This is a genomic window from Ruegeria conchae (assembly GCF_000192475.1).
In the GTDB taxonomy this organism is placed as follows: Bacteria; Pseudomonadota; Alphaproteobacteria; order Rhodobacterales; family Rhodobacteraceae; genus Ruegeria; species Ruegeria conchae.
Map to the genome: position 1 here is coordinate 179,278 of NZ_AEYW01000003.1, position 21,864 is coordinate 201,141.

24 protein-coding genes are annotated in these 21,864 nt (G+C 57.9%); 19 read left to right on the forward strand and 5 right to left on the reverse strand.

Annotated features, from left to right (window positions below; translation table 11 throughout):
• Positions 1-50: 50 nt before the first annotated feature.
• Entirely contained in the window at positions 51-518 is a 468-nt protein-coding gene (locus G7G_RS0102870; RefSeq protein ID WP_010438114.1) for a hypothetical protein, read from the forward strand.
• On the opposite strand, the gene G7G_RS0102875 is transcribed toward G7G_RS0102870, so the two are convergent.
• The 4 genes from G7G_RS0102875 to fsa all read right to left on the reverse strand — a co-directional run bounded on the left by G7G_RS0102875 (position 503) and on the right by fsa (position 3,745).
• Positions 503-1,216, reverse strand: coding sequence for a CDP-alcohol phosphatidyltransferase family protein (locus G7G_RS0102875; RefSeq protein ID WP_010438116.1), 714 nt, complete (start codon positions 1,214-1,216; stop codon positions 503-505). The genes G7G_RS0102870 and G7G_RS0102875 overlap by 16 nt on opposite strands.
• A 54-nt stretch (positions 1,217-1,270) precedes the next feature.
• Entirely contained in the window at positions 1,271-2,191 is a 921-nt protein-coding gene (locus tag G7G_RS0102880) for a tyrosine recombinase XerC (RefSeq protein WP_010438118.1), read from the reverse strand.
• A complete protein-coding gene (locus tag G7G_RS0102885; RefSeq protein WP_010438120.1) occupies positions 2,188-2,895 on the reverse strand; it encodes a DUF484 family protein in 708 nt (235 codons plus the stop codon). Before G7G_RS0102885 ends, G7G_RS0102880 begins: the two co-directional genes overlap by 4 nt.
• A 196-nt stretch (positions 2,896-3,091) precedes the next feature.
• Positions 3,092-3,745, reverse strand: a complete 654-nt coding sequence (gene fsa / locus G7G_RS0102890) for a fructose-6-phosphate aldolase (protein WP_010438122.1) — start codon at positions 3,743-3,745, stop codon at positions 3,092-3,094.
• 88 nt (positions 3,746-3,833) lie between these two features.
• On the opposite strand from fsa, the gene G7G_RS0102895 reads away from it, so the two are divergent.
• The 4 genes from G7G_RS0102895 to G7G_RS0102910 all read left to right on the forward strand — a co-directional run bounded on the left by G7G_RS0102895 (position 3,834) and on the right by G7G_RS0102910 (position 8,732).
• Complete coding sequence (locus G7G_RS0102895) at positions 3,834-6,029, forward strand: primosomal protein N' (RefSeq protein WP_010438124.1); 2,196 nt, start codon at positions 3,834-3,836, stop codon at positions 6,027-6,029.
• A gap of 79 nt (positions 6,030-6,108) precedes the next feature.
• Positions 6,109-7,341 (forward strand): MFS transporter, encoded by a 1,233-nt coding sequence (locus G7G_RS0102900; protein ID WP_010438126.1) that lies wholly within the window; start codon positions 6,109-6,111, stop codon positions 7,339-7,341.
• Positions 7,342-7,409: 68 nt separating this feature from the next.
• Positions 7,410-8,288: a 50S ribosomal protein L11 methyltransferase gene (locus tag G7G_RS0102905; RefSeq protein ID WP_010438128.1), complete on the forward strand. Its 879-nt coding sequence runs from the start codon at positions 7,410-7,412 to the stop codon at positions 8,286-8,288.
• Between the two features lie 18 nt (positions 8,289-8,306).
• On the forward strand, positions 8,307-8,732 hold the full coding sequence (locus G7G_RS0102910) for a hypothetical protein (RefSeq protein ID WP_010438131.1): 426 nt from the start codon (positions 8,307-8,309) through the stop codon (positions 8,730-8,732).
• 113 nt (positions 8,733-8,845) lie between these two features.
• Here G7G_RS0102910 and G7G_RS0102915 read toward each other — a convergent pair whose 3' ends face one another.
• On the reverse strand, positions 8,846-9,058 hold the full coding sequence (locus tag G7G_RS0102915; RefSeq protein ID WP_010438134.1) for a DUF1127 domain-containing protein: 213 nt from the start codon (positions 9,056-9,058) through the stop codon (positions 8,846-8,848).
• Between the two features lie 332 nt (positions 9,059-9,390).
• On the opposite strand from G7G_RS0102915, the gene ruvC reads away from it, so the two are divergent.
• From ruvC to G7G_RS0102985, 14 genes are all read left to right on the forward strand, one after another.
• Positions 9,391-9,888, forward strand: a complete 498-nt coding sequence (gene ruvC / locus G7G_RS0102920; protein ID WP_029621680.1) for a crossover junction endodeoxyribonuclease RuvC — start codon at positions 9,391-9,393, stop codon at positions 9,886-9,888.
• Complete coding sequence (ruvA, locus tag G7G_RS0102925) at positions 9,885-10,562, forward strand: Holliday junction branch migration protein RuvA (RefSeq protein WP_010438139.1); 678 nt, start codon at positions 9,885-9,887, stop codon at positions 10,560-10,562. Before ruvC ends, ruvA begins: the two co-directional genes overlap by 4 nt.
• A gap of 4 nt (positions 10,563-10,566) precedes the next feature.
• On the forward strand, positions 10,567-11,586 hold the full coding sequence (gene ruvB, locus G7G_RS0102930; protein WP_010438142.1) for a Holliday junction branch migration DNA helicase RuvB: 1,020 nt from the start codon (positions 10,567-10,569) through the stop codon (positions 11,584-11,586).
• A gap of 64 nt (positions 11,587-11,650) precedes the next feature.
• Positions 11,651-12,274 (forward strand): hypothetical protein, encoded by a 624-nt coding sequence (locus G7G_RS0102935; RefSeq protein ID WP_010438144.1) that lies wholly within the window; start codon positions 11,651-11,653, stop codon positions 12,272-12,274.
• Positions 12,271-12,654 carry a tol-pal system-associated acyl-CoA thioesterase gene (gene ybgC / locus G7G_RS0102940; protein WP_010438150.1) on the forward strand — a complete coding sequence of 128 codons (384 nt, stop codon included), beginning with the start codon at positions 12,271-12,273 and terminating at the stop codon, positions 12,652-12,654. The genes G7G_RS0102935 and ybgC overlap by 4 nt, the downstream gene beginning before the upstream one ends.
• Before the next feature lie 105 nt (positions 12,655-12,759).
• The gene (gene tolQ, locus G7G_RS0102945; RefSeq protein WP_010438152.1) at positions 12,760-13,455 is read left to right on the forward strand and encodes a protein TolQ; all 696 of its coding nucleotides are present in this window, start codon (positions 12,760-12,762) and stop codon (positions 13,453-13,455) included.
• A gap of 2 nt (positions 13,456-13,457) precedes the next feature.
• On the forward strand, positions 13,458-13,928 hold the full coding sequence (tolR, locus tag G7G_RS0102950; protein WP_010438155.1) for a protein TolR: 471 nt from the start codon (positions 13,458-13,460) through the stop codon (positions 13,926-13,928).
• A 15-nt stretch (positions 13,929-13,943) separates the two neighbouring features.
• Positions 13,944-15,047: a hypothetical protein gene (locus tag G7G_RS0102955; protein ID WP_010438157.1), complete on the forward strand. Its 1,104-nt coding sequence runs from the start codon at positions 13,944-13,946 to the stop codon at positions 15,045-15,047.
• Complete coding sequence (tolB, locus tag G7G_RS0102960) at positions 15,044-16,363, forward strand: Tol-Pal system beta propeller repeat protein TolB (RefSeq protein ID WP_010438160.1); 1,320 nt, start codon at positions 15,044-15,046, stop codon at positions 16,361-16,363. The genes G7G_RS0102955 and tolB overlap by 4 nt, the downstream gene beginning before the upstream one ends.
• 86 nt (positions 16,364-16,449) lie before the next feature.
• Positions 16,450-16,953, forward strand: coding sequence for a peptidoglycan-associated lipoprotein Pal (gene pal, locus G7G_RS0102965; protein ID WP_010438162.1), 504 nt, complete (start codon positions 16,450-16,452; stop codon positions 16,951-16,953).
• Positions 16,954-16,957: 4 nt separating this feature from the next.
• Positions 16,958-17,788 carry a tol-pal system protein YbgF gene (gene ybgF / locus G7G_RS0102970; RefSeq protein WP_010438165.1) on the forward strand — a complete coding sequence of 277 codons (831 nt, stop codon included), beginning with the start codon at positions 16,958-16,960 and terminating at the stop codon, positions 17,786-17,788.
• Positions 17,785-19,038: a tRNA lysidine(34) synthetase TilS gene (gene tilS / locus G7G_RS0102975; protein WP_010438166.1), complete on the forward strand. Its 1,254-nt coding sequence runs from the start codon at positions 17,785-17,787 to the stop codon at positions 19,036-19,038. The genes ybgF and tilS overlap by 4 nt, the downstream gene beginning before the upstream one ends.
• 77 nt (positions 19,039-19,115) lie before the next feature.
• A complete protein-coding gene (gene ftsH, locus G7G_RS0102980; RefSeq protein ID WP_010438169.1) occupies positions 19,116-21,032 on the forward strand; it encodes an ATP-dependent zinc metalloprotease FtsH in 1,917 nt (638 codons plus the stop codon).
• A 95-nt stretch (positions 21,033-21,127) separates the two neighbouring features.
• Entirely contained in the window at positions 21,128-21,703 is a 576-nt protein-coding gene (locus G7G_RS0102985) for an MOSC domain-containing protein (RefSeq protein ID WP_010438171.1), read from the forward strand.
• The last annotated feature ends 161 nt before the right edge of the window (positions 21,704-21,864 follow it).

Below are 21,864 nucleotides of genomic sequence, written 5' to 3' on the forward strand. Positions count from 1 at the left end.
CGACACGGCCCCAACCTATATCAAATAGTGAATTTGAAGGACCGAATTGCATGACCGGCCAGACAGATCCCGCCGTACGTAAGAAAGCCATTGTTGATCATTTGATGTCTTTGGAAGAACAGGAACTGGCAACCGCACAGGCGCATTATGATGCCTTTCTGAAGGATTCCCAACTGGATGACCGGGAAGGGCATGACAAGGATGACATTGCTGCCTCGCGCGAGAATGCGGACCTGGCGGCCGCCTTTGATGCACCCGTTCATGCGCATCACGCCAAGATTGACGTCATCGAAAACACTGATTTCAGCGTCACGGACACGGTGCAGCCCGGTGCGGTGATCAAGTTCAACAATCGCCGCTTCGTCGTATGTGTCTCAACGACTCGGTTTGACGTGGACGGCAAAACCTACATGGGGATTTCGACCCAAAGCCCGATCTATCTGGCCATGGTCGGCCTGCAAGAAGGTGATGTGTTCACCCATAACGGGACTGAGTTTGAGGTTCAGGAAGTCTTGTAATCTCTGGCGTTACGCGGTGGAATTATTTGCTGCGCTATTCCGGCTGAAACCAGATACAAGCTGGTGATCACCAGCCCCCAATGGGCCCAGCTTTCAGGGTGAAAGTCAACCCAGGCGGCCCAGCCTGCAAAGAATGTCCAGGCAAAGGCCATCGGCAGCGACAAGGTGCGCCAACGCTCGGTTCGGACCGGGTGAATGAATTTCAGCGGCAGGAACATTGCGACTGACAGCAAAGTGACCAGCAGCAGGATGACCCCGAAGTTGGGCTCCAAAGCGAAGATCACGATGACGAACATGTTCCAGCAGCCTGGAAAGCCGGAGAAGGAATTGTCTTTGGTTTTCATGCGCGTATCCGCAAAATACATCGCGCTGGCAAAGGTTATGACGATGATTGCGAACCACCCGGTCCAGCCGTCCATCAGCCCTGATTTGAACAGGGCAAAGGCCGGGATGAACACATAGGTCAGATAGTCGATGATCAGATCCAGCAACACGCCGTCAAACTCTGGTGCGTTCTTCTTGACGTGATAGTGCCTCGCCAGCGGGCCATCGATTCCATCCACGATGAACGAGACAACCAGCCAGAGATACATCAGGCTCCATTTCTCTTCGACTGCGGCCAGCATGGCGAGCATTGCGAAAACGGCACCTGTGGCGGTGAAGAGATGAACGGAAAGCGCTTTGAATCTAAGTGTCATGGTGGTGTCATGACGGAAGCAAGGCGCAGATGCAAAGCAAAAAGGGTCTTTGCTTCAGGCTTTTGGGTGCGTGCGGTTGTAGACTTCCATCAACCGTGCCGTATCGACGGCGGTATAGGTCTGTGTGGTCGAAAGTGAGACGTGTCCCAAAAGCTCCTGAATCGCGCGCAGGTCACCACCTGCTGACAGTAAATGGGTGGCAAAGCTGTGACGCATTGCGTGTGGGGTAGCAGTGGCAGGCAAGCCAAGCTGCATTCGCGCTTTGGCGACCACGGCCTGAATGATCCCGGGGTTCAGAGGGCCGCTCCGAACGCCTCGAAACAGCGGGGCATCAGGTGTTTGCGGATGCGGACATAGCCGGAGATAGCGATCAACCGCTGCCCTAGCGGCCGGAAGAACCGGCACGATTCGCTCTTTGCCGCCTTTCCCTGAAATGCGCAGAGTATCCGGTAGGGGCGCATCCGATCCGGTCAGGGAAAGTGCCTCGGAAATGCGAAGCCCACAACCGTATAGGAGTGTTACAACCGCGACATCCCGGGCGGCAACCCAATCGGAAGATGATTGCAACTCGACAGTTTCGATCATGGCGCGGGCTGCGTCTTCGGCCAGAGGGCGCGGCAATTTCTTGGTAAATTTAGGCGCGCGTGTGGACAGGACAGCGGTCGGCTCGAACCCTTCGCGTTCAGCCAGCCAACGATAGAAGTTTTTGACCGCAGACAGTTTGCGCGCCAGAGATCGCGCGCCGACGTCTGAATTGCGCTGATCCGCCATCCAGGCCCGCATATCCGAGACGGTAATACGTTCAAGTGCTGCCAGCCCTTGGCGCTCGCTGTGATGCAGGGTCATGAAGGACAGGAATTCGGTCACGTCACCGCGATAGGCCTCGAGCGTATTCTCTGATCGCCCAGCGAGCGCCCCCAGACTGTCCAGCCAATGCTGCAAAGCATCGCGGCAGGCTGGGGAGATCAGGCTCATGACAACCAGTGGCGCATCGAGCGTTCAAAGACACCGGCAAAGAAGGCAAGAAGATCTGTGCCAAGCTGAGGTGAGAAATGCCGTGGGTCGTTGGCACCCATGACAATCATGCCGGGCAAGCGTCCCGCGCCGAGATCAAGTTTGAGGCAGGCTTCGGATTGCAGTTGATCAGCCTGTTCACCGTAGACTTGAGGATTGGGACAGCGAATTTCGCGCAGCGTTACTTCGCGCGGTTGGCCATTGCGGTCCGAGGTCAGGTAGCTGTCGATAAATCCGGGCTCGACCACGGTCAGAACGCCGCCAAGCTGGTTCACTACAGGATCGTCGCGCACGATAGTTGTTTCAAGAACCAATGTGATGTGATCGACGCGCAGGATCTCGGCCACGTCATTGCCAAGCGCGCGCAAGAAATCTTCGAATACTGTGGGCTCGAGAAGCCGGAGAATGGCACGATGCACCTGATTTGTGCCTGCCAGATTTTCGTAAGCTGCTGCGATGACTGAGCGATGGGTATCCTCAAGCCGATCGAGCCGTGCCTCAAGGCGTTGCATGGCGATGCCGCGCAGATCAACGACATTGTCACCACGGGCTTGTTCATTTGCCGCCACAAGGGCTTGCATCAGGTCTTTGTCATCCAGCACTGCGTCAGGCTCAGCCAGAATCGCGGCGCGGAGATTGTCCTTGAGTTTAGGATCGCTGCTCATGTCCCGTCCGGTCGTTTTTTGTTTTGGCGGGCTTATAACACGGGTTACCGGATTTGCCTTGGGAAAAATGCACGCGAAAGGCGAATTTCGTCGCTGCTGTGGCGGGAGCTCCCGCCAGCCATGCGCTGATTGAAATTCAGCTTTGGCGGTTGGGCCGGGCGCGGTGCCTGCCGGCACCGCGCGGCAGCGCTTGGGATCAGAGGATTTTCTGACCTGTTTTGGCCCAGTCGGCCAGGAATGTTTCCAGACCTTTGTCGGTCAGCGGGTGGTCGGCCAGTTTCTTGATGACACCCGGAGGAGCTGTAATCACGTCGGCCCCGATGCGGGCGCTGTCGGTCACGTGGTTTACGGTACGGATCGAGGCGGCCAGGATTTCGGTTTCAAACCCGTAGTTGTCATAGACCTGACGGATATCTGCGATTAGATCCATGCCATCGAGGTTGATATCGTCAAGGCGTCCGATGAAAGGCGAGATGAAGGTCGCACCCGCCTTGGCGGCCAGAATCGCTTGGTTGGTCGAGAAGCACAGGGTCACGTTGACCATCTGGCCTTCGTCGGTCAGCGTTTTACAGGTTTTTAAACCCGCCCATGTCAGCGGTACTTTGACAGCAATGTTCGATGCAATCTTTGCCAGCTTGCGGCCTTCGGCGATCATGTCGTCCGCTTCGGTGGCGACAACTTCGGCCGAGACGGGGCCGTCGACCAGATCACAGATCTCTTTGGTGACTTCCAGAATGTCGCGGCCCGATTTCAGGATCAGCGAGGGGTTGGTGGTTACGCCGTCCACCATGCCCAGATCGTTCAGTTCGGCGATGGCGTCGATCTCGGCGGTGTCTACGAAGAATTTCATGAGGGCAGTCCTTTGATGGGTTGGCCTTGGTCGCGGATGGCTTTACCTCAAAGAGACCCATGCTGGAACCCCCCGCGAAGGATATGCCGTGAGCGCTAACGGATTTTTCGACGAAGGAGAGCTGGTTGCGGTGCTGACCACGCAACCGCTGGACCGGACGTTAGACTATAAAGCGCCCGAAGGCGGGTGCTTTCTTGGGGCGTTTGTCGAAGTGCCTTTGGGGCCGCGTAAAGTCTTGGGTGTGGTCTGGGGGCAGGGGCAGGGCGGTTTTGACCTGGCCAAGGCGCGGTCGGTGATCCGGGTGCTTGAAGTCGCGCCGATGCGCGAGGAGACGCGTGTGTTTCTGGGGCGCGTAGCGGATTACACGCTGACACCTATGCCCGCGATGCTGCGTCTGGCGACGCGCGCGCCGGGATTGGGTGATCCGCAGTCAATGCGCAAAGTTTATCGGCTGGGAAGCACGGAACCGGATCGGATGACAGACGCCCGAACACGGGTGTTGGAGGTGCTGCGGGATTACGGTGGGCTGGCGTTCACACTGAAAGAACTGGCCGAGCAGGCGGGTGTAACCTCCTCCGTGGTCAAAGGACTGGTCAAACAAGGCGCTGTGCGGGAAGAGGACAGCCCGCGAGATCTGCCCTATCCCCATCTGGACCCTGATCTGCCGGGGAAAGACCTGACCGAGGATCAGGCAAAAGCCGTTGCGCGGCTTCAAGCTGGGCAGCGCACGGGTGACTATGGGACCACGCTGCTGAAGGGCGTGACGGGGTCGGGCAAAACCGAGGTTTATCTGGAAGCCGTGGCCGAGGCGTTGCGCAAGGGGCGGCAGGCTTTGGTCCTTTTGCCCGAAATTGCTTTGACGGCGGAGTTTCTGACCCGTGTCGAGGCACGTTTCGGTGCGCGTCCGGCGGAATGGCATTCGGGCGCAACAATGACAGAACGCCGTCGGGTCTGGCGGATGGTCGGGCAGGGGGCTGCTCAGCTGGTTGTGGGCGCTCGGTCGGCGCTGTTCCTGCCTTTCCGCGATCTGGGGCTGGTTGTGGTCGATGAAGAGCACGACACGTCGTACAAACAGGAAGATGGCGTGCATTACAGCGCACGTGATATGGCGGTGCTGCGGGCCTCGATCTGCGGGGCGCGCGTGGTTCTGGCGAGCGCGACGCCGTCGCTGGAAAGCTGGGCGAATGCCGAGGCTGGGAAGTATGAGCGTCTCGACCTGACCGCACGCTTCGGGGCGGCGGTCCTGCCCGAGATGAAGCCCATCGACATGCGGGCCGAACAGATGCAGGCAGGGACTTGGATTTCCCCCTCACTGCGGCAGGCGGTGCGGCAGCGGATTGAGCGGGGCGAACAGTCGCTGCTGTTCATCAACCGCCGTGGCTATGCCCCGGTGACCTTGTGCCGGGCTTGTGGCGAGCAAATTGCCTGTAACCATTGCGACGCGCGGATGGTGGAGCACCGGTTCCTCAAACGCCTGATGTGCCACCAATGTGGTGAGACCAAGCCGATGCCCGAAACCTGCCCCTCCTGCGGGGTCGAGGGCAAGCTTGCACCGGTCGGGCCGGGGATTGAAAGGCTGGCCGAAGAGGCCGAGGCGACGTTCCCCGAGGCCAAGATCGCGATGCTCAGCTCTGACCTGTTTGGCTCAGCTAGGGCCTTGAAGGCCAAGATCGAAGAGATTGCCGAGGGCGATGCGGATATCATTATCGGGACGCAACTGGTGGCGAAGGGGCATAACTTTCCCAAGCTGACACTGGTGGGAGTGATCGATGCGGACCTCAGCCTGCACGGGGCCGACCTGCGCGCGGCGGAACGAACCTTTCAATTGATGCGGCAGGTTGCGGGCCGGGCAGGCCGTGCGGATAAACCGGGGCAGGCGTTGCTGCAAACCTTCCAGCCTGAGCATCCTGTGATCCGGGCGATTCTATCGGGCGATGAAGAAGGGTTCTGGACGGCTGAAGCCGCTGGGCGTCAGGCCGCTGGGGTGCCGCCTTACGGCCGTATGGCCGGGATAGTCCTGTCGGGCCCCGAAGTTGGGCCGGTCTTCGATATCGGCAATGCCATGGCGCGCAACGATGCACCGCTGCGCGACGTCGGAGCGCAGGTCTTTGGCCCGGCTCCGGCCCCCATCGCGCGCATACGTGGCCGTCACCGCGTCCGGCTTTTGGTCAAAGCCCCGAAAGGCGCGCCTATTCAGGACGCCATCGCCCGCTGGATTGCGCCATTGAAGTTGAAAGGCGATATCCGCCTGGCCGTGGATATCGACCCGCAAAGCTTCTACTGACCCCTGCATCAGTGCAGAGCCACTGTGCGCCAGCCGCTTTCCACTCGCCAAAAGGTACAAATGGGCGTAAGGCAACCTCATGCTGAAACCCATGCCCTTGTCTGAGGCGCAGAGTCTTCCGCTCTGGCGCCGTCCTATGACGCTCTTGTTCGTGATGGCGTTGACCATGCCGATCGCGTTCAACGCGTGGAGTGCGTTGCTGAACAATTTTGTCATTGAGGCTGCGAATTTTGACGGGGCGGATATCGGTCTGTTGCACACGGTGCGCGAAATTCCGGGGTTTCTGGCCGTCGGCGTTATCGCAGTGATCATCTTCATCCGCGAGCAGGTTCTGGCCATGATCTCGTTGATGATGCTGGGCGCTGCAACTGCGGTGACCGCGTGGTTTCCAAGCCTTGGCGGTCTGTTGTTTGTCACTCTGTTCAGCTCAATCGGGTTTCACTATTACGAGACGGTGAATCAGTCGTTGCAACTGCAGTGGTTGCCCAAGGATCGTGCGCCACAGATTTTGGGTTGGCTGGTTGCGATGGGTTCGGCTGCGACGGCTGTGGTCTATGGCCTGATCGTGCTGACATGGGATCGGTTCGATCTGTCTTACAACTTCGTCTTCATGGCTGCTGGCGGCGTAACCGTTCTGCTTGCGCTGTTTTGTCTGATCGCATTTCCGCAGTTCGATTCGCCGACACCCCAGACCAAAAAGATCGTACTGCGCAGACGTTACTGGTTGTATTACGCCCTGCAATTCATGGCAGGCGCGCGGCGTCAGATTTTCATCGTTTTTGCGGGCTTCATGATGGTTGAGAAGTTCGGGTTTGAGGTGCACGAACTGACCAGCCTCTACCTCATCAACCTGATGATCAACATGGCCGCAGCGCCGATGTTGGGCAAAGCAGTTGCCAGATTCGGGGAGCGCCGCACACTGATCTTTGAATATTCCGGCCTTGCAATCGTATTCGCAGCCTACGGTGGTATCTATTGGTTCGGTTGGGGCGTTTTGCTGGCGGCAATATTATATGTGATCGATCATGTTCTGTTTGCGCTGGCACTGGCACTGAAAACATACTTCCAAAAGATCGCCGATCCGGCAGATATTGCACCCACTGCGGCCGTTGCCTTTACTATTAACCATATCGCGGCAGTGTTCCTGCCTGCGCTTTTGGGCCTGCTTTGGGTCATTTCACCGGGCGCCGTATTTGGTCTTGCCGCTGCGATGGCGATGGTGTCGTTGGGCTTGTCTCTTCTGATCCCACGGCATCCGGAGGCCGGGAACGAGACAATCCTGTCGAAATACGCCACTGCACCCGCCGAGTAGTCACCGGCGCTTGACCTCGGCGCCGCGCCGCCCTACGCGCAGGGGCAGCTTGAGACAGGAGGCCCCCAATGCCCACATTCACCGCACTGACCACCCTGACCGGCAGAGTAGCAGCCGAGGGTCTGGGCGAGGCGATGGAACGTCTGAACCCGGAGCCCACCGGTGTGGGGGTGTTTGAGGTCGAGGATGGCTCGGGCCTATGGGAGATCGGCGGGTACTTTACTGAAGCGCCAGACGAGACCGCGTTGGCCGTTTTGGCTGCCGCATTTGAGGCCAAGCCATTCGTCGTCTCAGAGCTTCCCGAAACTGACTGGGTTGCACATGTACGTCGCGAACTGGCCCCGGTCGAAGCAGGTCGTTTTTTTGTATATGGCAGCCACGACGCAGACAAGCTGCCCGATGGTCGTATTCCATTGTTGATTGAAGCCGCGATGGCCTTTGGCACGGGGCATCATGGAACGACATTAGGATGTCTCAAAGCTCTGGACTTTCTTCTGGATGAAGGCTTCGCGGCCACCAAAGTTGCCGATATCGGTTGCGGTACTGCCGTGCTGGCGATGGCCGCGGCTCGGGTTTGGGATGGCGATATCATCGCCAGTGATATCGATGAGGTTGCTGTTGACGTGGCCGAGGCCAATCTGAGGGCAAACGGTATGGCAGGAGCCGTGAAATGCGTCGAAGCGGCGGGATTCGATCATCCCGACCTGAATGAACATGCGCCTTATGACCTGATATTTGCAAACATTCTCAAAGGACCCCTAGTCGCGCTTTCACCAGAGATATCGGCGAATCTGCGGGTAGGCGGACACGCAATCCTATCGGGAATCCTCAATGAACAAGCTGATGACGTGCTCACAGTTTATATCCAAAATGGCTTCAATCAGGTGCGCGGGAGTGAGATTGGTGAGTGGACGACGCTAATCTTAAGCAAACGGGGCGAAAGCTAGGCCATTTGCGGGAGTTTTGTGGATTTTCGCCACGTTTTTGTCGCATTCTTCTTTTACCGTCATTGGACGCAATCGGGGGGCGGTTTTTTGGAGGCTGCCATGACTGGAAAACAACTGGAATTTGATCAACGCGTTACGCGCTTGAACAAAAAGCATCAAAAACTAAGCCGTGGGTATCGTGCGACCATGCGGTCGGATGGACTGGTGGTGATGAAGCCGCAGCGCGTGCGCTCGGCAGTTCCGGCCAGGGTTTTACTAATGTGTGTGGTGGGCTTCTTTGGTTTCAAAGCTTTCCTTCTGTCCCATCTGGGCCCGTCTGCCTACGACACGCGCGTGGATGCCTTGCACCAAGGTACTGCAGTTGAACAAGCTGGCGCATGGATCATGCAAGCCGATCCTGTGACTGCATTCTTTGCCACCCAATTAAACAAGGTAATGTTCTAGCCTAAGTTTGAACGCCCTCCTAAATCAAAAACACCGCGTGTCTTAAAGCACGCGGTGTTTCTGTTCGCCCCACAGGGAGGAAGTAGGGGCTTATTTGGAGCAGTGACAAGTTGTTATCGACGGCCCTCAGCGACTTCGTCGATGTCGCCACGGCACAAGCCGATATCAGCCAGTTCACGATCGGTCAGACCGTTCAGCGCGTTGCGTGTTACACGGGCGTCATTCCATTCAACTACGGTGCTTACAACCGTTGCGAAAGTCGCGCCGATACGGCCGACGAGGCCGAATGAGCCAGTGGTGGTGCGGGTGGTGTCCAGTGCAGCCATATCCTGTTTCCTTCTGGTTTGTGTTAAACTCTGATCTTGCGATCTGAGCGGCATCTAGTGATCTCAATCTTGCCGCGCAAGCGCTGAATTTGCATGTGTCCTATGCGTTTCTTGCAATGCTCAGTATCTCTGAAAGCCCTTTAAATCATTAGTTAATTTTCCTTCATATCCAGGTCGAAAATAAACCAATCCATGTCGCAAACGAACCCAGGAAGACTAGGGGCGACACAATTGTCGTTTTTCAACCTGCGACCATTTTGCTTGGAAAACGTTCACGCTTCGTGCTAATCGATGGAAAAAGATCAAGTAAACCCGAGCAGGCCGAAGCAAACATGCGAATTCTGGGCATTGATCCGGGTCTAAGGACCCTGGGATGGGGCGTTATCGAATCAACGGGCAGCCGCCTGAGCCACGTCGCCAATGGCTTGTGTAAATCCGATGGTGATGATTTGGGAGAACGGCTTTTGTCGCTCCACAACCAGATAGTCGAGGTTATCGCTGAACACCGGCCCGATCAGGCGGCCATCGAACAGACCTTTGTCAACAAAGACGGAGCAGGAACCCTGAAGTTGGGGCAGGCGCGGGGTGTTGCGCTATTGACCCTGGCACAAGCCGGTCTGCCGGTGGGTGAATACGCCCCCAACCGGGTCAAGAAAACTGTGGTGGGAGTTGGCCACGCCGAGAAAGAACAGGTGTTGCACATGGTCAAATTGCAACTGCCGGGCTGTTCGCCCAAAGGGGCGGATGCAGCGGACGCTTTGGCGATTGCGATTTGTCACTCCTACTATGGCTCCGCTCCGCAGGCTCGAATGAAAGAGGTGCGTGCATGATCGGCAAACTCACCGGACGACTGGATTATCGCGCTGCGGATCACGTTCTTATCGACGTACGCGGGGTCGGGTACATCGTCTATTGCTCAGACCGGACCATGGCGGCTTTACCCGGTGTGGGTGAAGGTATTTCGATCTACACCGACTTGGTCGTACGCGAAGACCTGATGCAGCTTTACGGCTTTCTGTCCTTGGTTGAGAAGGAATGGCACCGTCTGCTGTGCTCGGTTCAGGGCGTGGGCGCGAAGGTCTCGTTGTCGATCCTCAGTGCGCTGGGACCGGATGGTGTCAGCCGTGCGATCGCCTTGGGCGATTGGGGCGCGGTCAAAGCGGCCAAGGGCGTCGGACCGAAGACGGCACAACGGATCGTGTTGGACTTGAAGGACAAAGCCCCAGGCGTGATGGCTATGGGCGGCACTGTGACCGAGGCAATGGATGGTCCCGCTCTGGAGGTCATCGACGCGGGTGAGCCTGCGCCCGCGCCGAAACGAGCGGTAAAACCGGCCTCAGGCGCTGCTGCAGCTTCTGCGGGCGCGCTTTCGGCGCTGGGCAATCTTGGCTATGGCCCATCCGAGGCGGCTTCTGCTGTTGCCGAGGCAGCGGCCAATTTGCCCGATGCGGGTGAAGCCGATCTGATCCGCGCCGCGCTGAAACTGCTGGCTCCGAAAGGGTAAGTTAATGGTAGACGCCGATCCCGCCTTGCGCCCCGAGCCGATGCCGGAAGACAATGATCGCGCCCTGCGCCCTCAGGGCCTTGATGAATTTATCGGTCAGGCCGAGGCACGCGCGAACCTACGCATCTTTATACAGTCGGCCCGCCAGCGGGGTGAGGCCATGGACCATACACTGTTCCATGGCCCCCCGGGATTGGGGAAGACCACGCTGGCGCAGATCATGGCGCGTGAGTTGGGAGTGAATTTCCGCATGACCTCGGGGCCCGTTCTGGCCAAGGCGGGGGATCTGGCGGCGATCCTGACCAATCTGGAATCAAGAGATGTGTTATTCATCGACGAGATTCATCGTCTGAACCCGGCAGTTGAAGAGGTTCTTTATCCAGCGATGGAGGATTTCGAACTGGATCTGGTGATCGGTGAAGGCCCGGCGGCGCGGACGGTGCGAATTGAGTTGCAGCCTTTCACGCTGGTCGGGGCGACCACACGCATGGGGCTATTGACTACCCCACTGCGAGATCGCTTTGGTATTCCAACCCGGCTGCAGTTTTACACGGTCGACGAGTTGCATGAGATTGTCACACGGAATGCGCGGAAGCTGGGAGCACCTGCCGACGATGAAGGCGCGCGCGAAATTGCGCGAAGGTCGCGCGGCACACCGCGGATCGCCGGTCGTTTGCTGCGGCGGGTCGTGGATTTTGCCATTGTCGAAGGTGATGGTCGGATTACCCGCGAATTGGCGGATGGGGCGTTGACCCGACTGGGTGTCGACAATTTGGGTCTGGACGGAGCCGACCGCCGGTATCTGAAGCTGATTGCCGAGAACTATGCTGGTGGTCCGGTTGGGATCGAGACGCTATCGGCGGCGTTGTCGGAAAGCCGGGACTCGCTGGAAGAAGTGATCGAGCCCTTTCTGTTGCAGCAAGGACTGATCCAACGCACCCCGCGCGGACGGATGCTGGCGCAAAAAGCATGGACGCATCTGGGGATGGCTGCGCCCAAAGGGCAAAGCGATCTGTTTGGTTGAAGCAGTTCGCAAGAGATTTTATGCCTCTCACTGAGAGTATTTTTCAGAAGATGAAGGTTCAAGCGTGACTCCGGAAGAGATCCAAGCGCTGTTCACGCGCGAAAACGGTGAGTTTTTGTTTGCGCGCTGGGGGCGGCCCATCGCTCCAATCGTATTCGGTGTCGAGGATGGGACACTCGCGACCGTCAAAGGCGCGTTTGAAGCGGTCGTCACTCTGGCCGGTCATAAGATGACCGAGACGGACCCTGAACTGGGTGCCAACTGCATGGTCTTCTTCTTCCGAGATTGGCAGGAGTTGTTGGAAGTTCCTGACCTGGATCGCCTGATCCCGGATTTGGCTCCATTGGTCGAGCGGTTGGTTGCCGCTGATGCCAATCAGTATCGCATTTTCCGGTTCGAAGAAGATGGCGCAATTCGCGCGGCTTTTGTGTTTCTGCGCATGGACAAGGAGATGTCCAAGGTCCCGGCGGAAACACTGGCGCTCAGCCAGGTGGTGCAGACCATTCTGCTATGGTCCGATACGGCATTCCGTAGCGCGTCACCTTTGGCCATCGCAGGTGACGCAACGATCTTACGGCCTGATATTGCCGCCTTGATCCGCGCCGCCTACGATCCGGTTTTACCCGGGGCAGCGCAGGATTCCTCTCATGCGTTGCGTCTGTTTGCCCGATTGGAACAACCGCAATGAAACATGTTTACCCGGTTCGCGTGTATTACGAAGACACCGACATGGGCGGGGTGGTCTATCACGCGAATTACCTGAAGTTCATCGAACGCGCCCGGTCAGACTGGGTGCGCAAGCTGGGCAATGATCAGAACGCGATGCGGGATGCGGGTATTGTCTGGGTCGTGCGGCGGATCGAGGCGGATTATCTGGCTGCCGCGCGCTTCGAAGATGAATTGGTGGTGGAAACCGAGATGGTTTCACTATCGGGTGCGCGGCTGACGATGTCGCAATTGGTTAGGCGTGGTGAAACCGAGATCTTTCGTGCCGCAGTCACCGCGGTTTGCATGAATGCGCAGGGTAAGCCTGTGCGCCTTCCGGCAGAGATTCGCGCATTGATGTAACATTTTCACCCTCAGGGGTGGTTCTGTTGGCTTTTCATATCCATCTGCGTTAGCGTTTGGCAAAACAAGGCCAAATGGCCATCAGGCAAAACAAAGAGCAGGTTCATGGAAGCTGAAACGCTGGCGCTGGCGCAGGAGATCGATTTCTCCATGTGGGGGCTGTTTGCCCGCGCGACATTTATCGTCAAAATCGTGATGCTGATCCTTTTGATCGCATCCTTTTGGTCTTGGGCGATCATCATTCAAAAGCTGATCAATTACCGGGCGGCGCGTCGTGAGGCTCAGGTGTTTGACGAAAGCTTTTGGTCAGGGAATCCTCTGGACGAGCTGTTCGAGAAGATCGGAACACAGCCAGATGGCAGTTCTGAGAAGATTTTTGCAGCCGGGATGATCGAGTGGCGCCGCTCGCATCGTAACGATGGTGGTTTGATCGCCGGGGCGACCGCGCGGATTGACCGCTCGATGGATGTGGCGATCGCGAAAGAAGCCGAAGGGCTGCAAAAAGGACTGCCCATTCTAGCCACGGTAGGTTCGACTGCACCATTTATCGGCCTATTCGGCACAGTTTGGGGCATTATGAACGCCTTTATCGAGATTGCCGAGCAGCAGAACACCAACCTCGCTGTTGTGGCCCCCGGTATTGCCGAGGCGTTGCTGGCCACAGGCCTTGGGTTGCTTGCTGCCATTCCGGCAGTGATTTTCTACAACAAGCTCAGCGCCGACAGTGATCGGATCGTAGGCGGTTACGAAGCATTCGCCGATGAATTTGCAACGATCTTGTCCAGACAGTTGGATAGCTGACGATGGGTGCGGCGGTTCAGCAATCCTCGGGTGATAACGGACGCCGGCGCGGGCGGCGTCGTGGCCGTGCCCAGCCGATGGCCGAGATCAATGTGACGCCATTTGTGGATGTCATGCTGGTGTTGCTGATTATCTTCATGGTGGCTGCCCCTTTGCTCACCGTTGGTGTGCCCGTTGATCTGCCAAAGACGGCCGCAAGCGCCTTACCCGGTGACAACGAAGAACCATTGACTGTCACTCTGACGGCAGACGGCCGAGTACAGATCCAGACAACAGATGTGCTGCGCGAAGAGCTGATCGGCAAGTTGCGCGCCATTGCGGCTGAGCGCAGCAGTGATCGAGTGTTCCTGCGTGCTGACGGTGCTATCCCATATGCGCAGGTAATGCAGGTCATGGGTGCGCTGAATGCAGGCGGGTTCTCCAACGTGGGTCTTGTAACCGATACCGGCGGGCCAACGCTGGACGAAGGGTGAGAGTGAGGTCGCGCGGTGGAGACCGGCACCAAGATTTCGGCAATTGCGCATGTCAGCCTGATCAGCTGGGCGCTGTTCGGAGGGACCTTCCGGTCCGAGCCGTTGCCGATGGCAGTGCAGGATGTCACCGTGATATCGTCTGAGCAGTTTGCGGCAATGACCGCCCAACGGGAGGCACCAGAGGTGCCGACTGACCCGGCTGAATTACAACAACCCACAGAGCCGGACGAGATTGATACGCCGGACCCAGCACCGGAAGAACAGCCAGAGCCGGAACCGGTTGCCCAGCCAGAGCCGGAACCCGAGCCTGAGGTGGAGCCCGAGGAGGTAGAATTACAGCCCGAGCCTGAGCTGATCGAACAGCCCCCGACGCTTGAACAGCCCGAGCCCGAGGTGGCGGCGCTTCCGGTTCCTCCGGGTCCCGAGGCGGAACCGAGCCCCGCAGATAAGATCGCACCTGAACAGATTGCACCACCCCCGCCGGAGGCGAAACCTGATGACATTGAGACCCCTCCCGTCTCTTTGGATGAGGGTGCTGAGGTTCAGCAAGAGCAGCAGGACCAGACTGCTCCTGAAGAAGCCGCGCCCGAGATCGTTACCGAGGCGGAAGAGGTCGAGGACCCGGCTCCCCGCACCTCGCCCCGCCCGCGCGTGCGTCCGAACCGTCCGGCGCCACCACCCGAGCCTGAGGTTGCCGAAGCACCTGAATCCGCTCCGCCAGAGCCCGCGCAAGAGGATCAGGCAATCAACGACGCGCTTGCTGAGGCGCTGGGGAATGGTACCGAACCTTCGGGTCCTCCACTTACCAGCGGCGAGAAAGATGCGATGAGGGTTGCCGTGTCGCGGTGTTGGAATGTCGGATCTCTGTCGACGGATGCGCTGGAAACTGTCGTCGTCGTTGGGTTCTCGCTTACCCGGGACGGTAAAGTGGTCGGTGGCAGCCTGCAGCTGCTGGACAGTACCGGCGGCTCGGCCGCTTCGGCAAAACAAGCCTACGAGGCAGCGCGGCGCGCGATTTTACGCTGTGGCGCCAAAGGATACGACCTGCCTGCTGACAAATACGATCAATGGCAGGATATTGAGATTACCTTCAATCCCGAGAGGATGCGGATCAAATGATGAAACTTCTGACCAGCCTCTTCGTTGGCCTGACTCTTCTTTCGACCTCGGCCTATGCTCAGAGTGGCCCGTTGCGCTTGGAAATCGATGAAGGGATCATCGAGCCGATGCCGTTTGCGGTGCCGAGTTTTGTGCCGGATGGGCCTTCTGCGGCACAATACGCTCAGGATATATCGCGCGTGATCGTGTCGGACCTGACGGGAACGGGCCTGTTTCGCGAAATCTCATCGGATGCGTTCATCAGCCGGGTCAGCAGTTTTGATGCCCCGGTGCAGTTTGCCGACTGGAAGGCGATAAACGCGCAAGCATTGGTGACAGGGGCGGTCAATGTTTCGGGCAAACGGCTGACGGTTCGGTTCCGGGTGTGGGACGTATTCTCGGGTCAGGAACTGGGCAATGGGTTGCAGTTTGTCGGCACCACCGACGGCTGGCGTCGGATGGCGCATAAGGTGGCCGATCAGGTCTATACCCGGATCACCGGTGAGGGTGCTTATTTTGATAGCCGGGTTGCGTTCGTATCGGAAAGTGGCCCGAAGGATCAGCGGCGCAAGCGGTTGGCGATCATGGATTATGACGGCGCGAATGTGCAGTACCTGACTGACAGCGCCGCCATCGTGCTGGCGCCGCGCTTTTCGCCGACCGGTGACCGGCTGCTGTACACCAGCTATGAAACCGGTCAGCCACGCATCTACGTGCTGGATGTTGGTCGCGTGAAACGGCAGGAATTGCCAACGCAGGAAGGCACCATGAGCTTTTCGCCGCGCTTTTCGCCCGATGGTCGCTCGATTGTTTATTCGCTGACGCAGGGCGGAAACACGGATCTGTGGAAGATGGATCTGGCCTCGGGTCAAAGTGTGCGGCTGACAAACACACCTGCGATCGAAACCGCACCAAGCTATTCGCCGGATGGTGGCCAGATCGTGTTCGAAAGCGACCGCTCGGGCACTCCGCAGCTATATATCATGCCCGCCAACGGCGGCGAGGCGACGCGGATCAGTTTCGGGCAGGGGCGCTATGGCACGCCGGTCTGGTCTCCGCGTGGTGACCTGATTGCCTTTACCAAGCAGAATAAGGGCCGCTTTCACATCGGCGTTATGCGCACCGACGGCAGTGAAGAGCGTCTTCTGACCGCTTCTTTCCTAGACGAAGGTCCCACCTGGTCACCGAACGGGCGGGTCATCATGTTCACCCGCGAAACACAAGGCGCGGGCGGTCGATCGACGCTTTACTCCGTGGATATTTCGGGAAGGAACCTGCGTCCTGTGCGAACACCGGATGGGGGTAGCGACCCGTCTTGGGGACCACTGCAGAATTGATCGGAACAGGCAGCGGGTAAAGTTCACAACAAACCCGCAATGTGATAGAAGCGCGGCAATAAACAACGAAACACGAGGCACTTGAGATGAAACTGTTGAGCAAAGCCGCGGCTATCGGGGTGCTGACCCTGATTGCTGCCTGTACGAATAACGATCCGTCGGCACTGGGTGGAGGTGCCGGTGGCAGTGGTGCTCTGGTTCCGGGGTCTCCCAGTGATCCGCGCTCGCCAGCTTATTTCCAGCAGACAGTTGGCGACCGGGTTCTGTTTGCCGTCGACCAGTCCACGCTCAGTCCGCAGGCGCAGACGGTTCTTCAGGGGCAGGCCGACTGGCTGCTGGCCAACCCGGATTTTGTCGCCAACATCGAAGGCCACGCGGACGAGCAGGGCACGCGCGAATACAACCTTGCGCTTGGCGCCCGTCGCGCAAACGCAGCTCGGGAATATTTGATCTCGCGCGGAGTTGCGGGCAACCGATTGACCACCGTCAGTTATGGCAAGGAACGCCCTATCGAAATTTGCAGCACCGAGGATTGCTATTCCAAAAACCGCCGCGCGGTGACGGTGCTGACCGGCTCAACCTTGGGGTAAGATGATGCGATTTGCAGGATTGGTTCTGGCGGCGGTTGTGGCCGTCGCTGGTGTGGCACAAGCACAGGATCAGCAGACGCTGGCGGATATCCGTCAGGAACTGACCGTGCTGCATGTTGAAATCCAGCGTCTCAAGCGCGAGTTTTCGACCACAGGCTCGCCCGCGCCGAACCTGTCCGGCAGTTCCGTTCTGGAACGTGTCGACGCGATCGAGGCCGAGTTGCAGCGTCTGACGCGCCAAACCGAGCAGTTGAACCAGCGGGTGCAGAATATCGTCACCGACGGCACGAACCGGATTGGTGATCTGGAGTTCCGTCTGGTTGAGCTTGAAGGCGGAGACCTGAGCACATTGGGCGAAACCACCACACTGGGCGGTGAGACACAAACGGAAGTTGCGGTAGCTCCTTCACCAACGCCGACGCAACCCTCGGACACAGATCAAGGTGAACTTGCTGTGGGTGAGCAGGCGGATTTTGACGCTGCTTCACAGGCATTGGCGGATGGGGATTTCCAAACTGCTGCCGATCTGTTTGCGCAGTTCGACCTGTCTTATCCCGGTAGCCCGCTGGCGAGTCAGGCTAATTTGCGGCGCGGGCAGGCGCTTAAAGGGGTGGGTGATACCCGGGAAGCTGCACGCGCGTTCTTGGCAAGTTTCACAGGCGATTCCGAAGGCCCCCTGGCCCCCGAGGCTTTGTTCGAGTTGGGCGCGGCGCTTGGACAATTGGGTCAAACAGATCAGGCCTGCATTACACTCGGCGAAGTTGGTGTGCGGTTCCCGACCTCGGCACCAGCGGCTTCGGCCGTGCAGGAAATGGCAACGCTGGGCTGTTCTTGAACATTGACGCCGATACGCTTCGGGCTGAAGTGCGGGCGCGCTTGCCGGACCCGCTACCATGTCGGCTGGGTGTGGCGGTTTCAGGGGGCAGTGATTCGACTGCCCTCATGCGTTTGTTGGCGGACATAGCACAGCAAGAGCAATTGGAACTATATGCGTCAACGGTCGATCATGGATTGCGACCTGAATCAGCCTCGGAAGCTCTGGCTGCCGCGGCACTGGCGCAGCGCTGGGGTATCCCTCATGAAATACTGAAATGGCAAGGTTGGGACAGAGCCGGTAATCTGCAAGATCAGGCGCGGCGTGCGCGATATCGACTGCTTGGCGCCTGGGCCAAGGCCAAGGGGTTGCAGGCAATCGCACTGGGTCATACCGCAGACGATCAGGCCGAAACCGTTCTGATGCGGTTGGCGCGCGCAGCGGGCGTTTCAGGCCTTTCAGCAATGTCCGGGTCGCGCAAAGAAGGGGAGATAGCCCTATTGCGCCCATTGCTAACCACGACACGTGAGCGCTTACGAGACTATCTGACCGCGCAAGACATTTCTTGGATTGATGACCCCTCGAATCAGGACCATCGCTTTGATCGGATCAAGGCGCGTCAGGTCCTATCCGGGTTGGATCAGATCGGCATCACCGCAGAGAACTTGTCAAGGGTTGCTGAAAATATGGCACAAGCGCGTGAGGCTCTGGCACGCTACACGCAGGAATCCGCTGTCAGATGCATCCAGGTGTCGGATGGCGATTTGTGTCTCGACCGCGGTGATTTCGAAACTTTACCCGAGGAAATTCGCCGGCGTTTGGTGATTGCGTCTGTCTTGTGGATTGCTGGCGCTGGCTATCCTCCGCGTCACAACGCGGTGGACCAAGTGATGGATGCGATCTCTTCTGGCCAGACGACGACGCTCGGGGGCTGTATTCTGGTTCCAGAAGGCAAAAAAACTTGGATTTGCAGAGAGCTAAACGCCATCAGGGATCAACGCGCACGACCGCTTGAACCATGGGATCGCCGCTGGATCGTATCTGGACCAAATCATGCAGATGCTGAAATTCGGGCGTTGGGTGAAGATGGAATTCTGCAGCTCGAAAATTGGCGCTCCACAGGCAAACCCCGTACAGCAGTATTGTCGACACCCGCCGTTTGGGCTGGTGATACGGTTTTGGCGGCACCTTTGGCCAGTTTTGCGAATGAATGGCGCGTCGAATTGCTGCCAGAAAGGTCTGACTTTGCGGCTTTGATTTTATCGCATTGAACCTGCCACAATCCTCTCTATTTTAAGGGGTAACTCCGGCAGGTCCCCACCTGCCGAAACCTTTCGGGAGATTTTCCTTGGGCAACGCTCGCAACATCGCCTTCTGGGTCGTTCTGTTTCTACTGATCCTTGCACTGTTCAACCTGTTCAGCGGACCCAGCGGGTCGCTTCAGGGCAATGAAAAAACCTATTCTGATTTTGTGTCCGCCGTTGAAAGTGGTGAGGTCAACAAAGTCACGCTGGACGGTGAGCAGATTCGCTATTCGACTCAGAACGGCGCCAGTTACACTACGATCAAACCCGCCGATGCCGAGGTCACTAAGCTGCTAATCGACAAAAACATCCCTGTTGAGGCTGTGAAACAGCAGCAGTCAGGGTTCCAGTCGTTCCTGATCACATTGCTGCCCTTCCTGCTGCTGATCGGTGTTTGGGTCTATTTCATGAACCGGATGCAGGGTGGCGGCAAAGGCGGCGCGATGGGCTTTGGCAAATCCAAGGCTAAGATGCTGACCGAAAAGCATGGGCGCGTAACCTTTGACGACGTCGCCGGCATTGATGAGGCCAAGGAAGAACTGGAAGAAATCGTTGAATTCCTGCGCAACCCGCAGAAGTTCAGCCGCTTGGGTGGCAAGATTCCAAAAGGAGCGTTGCTCGTTGGCCCTCCGGGGACCGGTAAAACGCTGCTGGCCCGCGCGATTGCGGGTGAGGCGGGCGTGCCGTTCTTCACCATCTCGGGTTCAGACTTTGTCGAGATGTTTGTGGGTGTAGGTGCATCCCGTGTGCGCGACATGTTCGAACAGGCCAAGAAGAATGCGCCATGCATCGTATTCATCGACGAGATTGACGCCGTGGGACGTCATCGTGGTGCTGGTTATGGCGGCGGTAACGACGAACGTGAACAGACCCTCAACCAGCTGCTGGTAGAGATGGACGGGTTCGAGGCCAACGAAGGTGTGATCATTCTGGCCGCGACCAACCGTAAGGATGTTCTTGACCCGGCTCTGCTGCGTCCGGGCCGGTTTGACCGCAACGTGACTGTCGGCAACCCTGACATCAAAGGCCGTGAGAAAATACTGGGCGTGCACGCGCGGAAGACGCCTTTGGGTCCAGATGTTGATCTGCGTATCATCGCGCGCGGTACACCCGGCTTCTCGGGTGCTGATCTGGCGAACCTGGTGAACGAGGCCGCGCTGATGGCCGCCCGCGTGGGTCGTCGTTTTGTCACCATGGAAGATTTCGAGAACGCCAAGGACAAGGTGATGATGGGCGCCGAGCGCCGCTCGATGGTGCTGACCCAGGATCAGAAAGAGAAGACGGCTTATCACGAGGCCGGTCACGCCGTCGTTGGTCTGGAATTGCCGATGTGCGATCCCGTATACAAGGCGACCATTATTCCACGCGGTGGAGCGCTGGGTATGGTCGTGTCCTTACCCGAGATGGATCGGTTGAACTATCACCGGGATGAGTGCGAGCAGAAACTGGCCATGACCATGGCAGGTAAGGCAGCCGAGGTGATCAAATACGGCGAAGATCACGTCTCGAATGGCCCTGCAGGCGACATCATGCAGGCCAGCCAATTGGCGCGGGCTATGGTGATGCGCTGGGGTATGTCGGACAAGGTCGGTAACATTGACTATGCCGAAGCCCACGAAGGCTATTCGGGCAATACTGCCGGATTCTCAGTGTCGGCTCATACGAAAGAGCTGATTGAGGAAGAGGTGAAGCGCTTGATCCAGCAAGGTTATGAGCGCGCGCACCAGATTCTGACCGAAAAGAACGAGGAATGGGAACGCCTGGCTCAGGGTTTGCTCGAATACGAGACGCTGACCGGAGATGAGATCAAGCGGGTTATGAATGGAGAATCGCCAAGTGAGAGCGATGACGAAGGCGATAAGCCAGATGAGGGCAACGCGCCAAGCGTCACCGCGATTCCCAAAACCAAGGCTAAGAAGTCTCCACCCGAAGGTGGCATGGAGCCTGAACCCTCAGCTTAACCAGACAGACCCGGGCGTTGCTCGGGTCTTTTTTCTTTCCATCACATCACCCGCATGTTCTCTATGACCCACAAGGCGAGAGGGTGATGTAGGAAATGCCGGTACTGCGGAAAATGGAATACGCTGCCGAGGTTGTCTGGTTGGGTCACGTAGTGGTTGGTGGCGCTATTAGCGCACAGGCGGTCGAAGCGCTTGATCTCGAATTCGAAGGCGACCGGGGTGCACGCCATGAGGGGCATACCCGGGCGTCGTGTTCGCGGGTCAGGGACCTGTACTCGAACGGCACTGAGATAAGGAATGTGCGTCAGCTTTCTGTTCTGTGCGCTGATGAACTGGATGTGATCGCTCGTGATATGCGGCTGGATGGGCTTGATCCCTCTTTGCTGGGTGCAAGTATGGTTCTCAAAGGGATCCCGGATTTTACCCACATACCGCCAAGCTCTCGGCTGCAGGCCGAGGGGGGCTTAACCATCACCGTTGATATGGAAAACCGCCCCTGTGTCCTGCCAGGGCGTGAAATAGAGGCCGTTTCCCCCGGTTATGGTGCATTATTCAAATCTGCGGCACAGGGCCGCAGAGGCGTGACGGCCTGGGTTGAACGGCCAGGCAAAGTGCGAATAGGCGATTGCATGTCATTGTTTGTACCGGATCAACGTCCTTGGTCACCTTGAAAACATAAGACCTCTATAGGTAATGCCCGAAATGGATCGAAGCCGTTTCACGGCTTGATTATGTCGGAATCTGTGTTCACTAAGGCGCTGCACCATCGTAAGGACTGCTTAGCGCCGACTCCCGCGCGTCGGCCGTGCACGGAATTCAATCAGGGACCCGA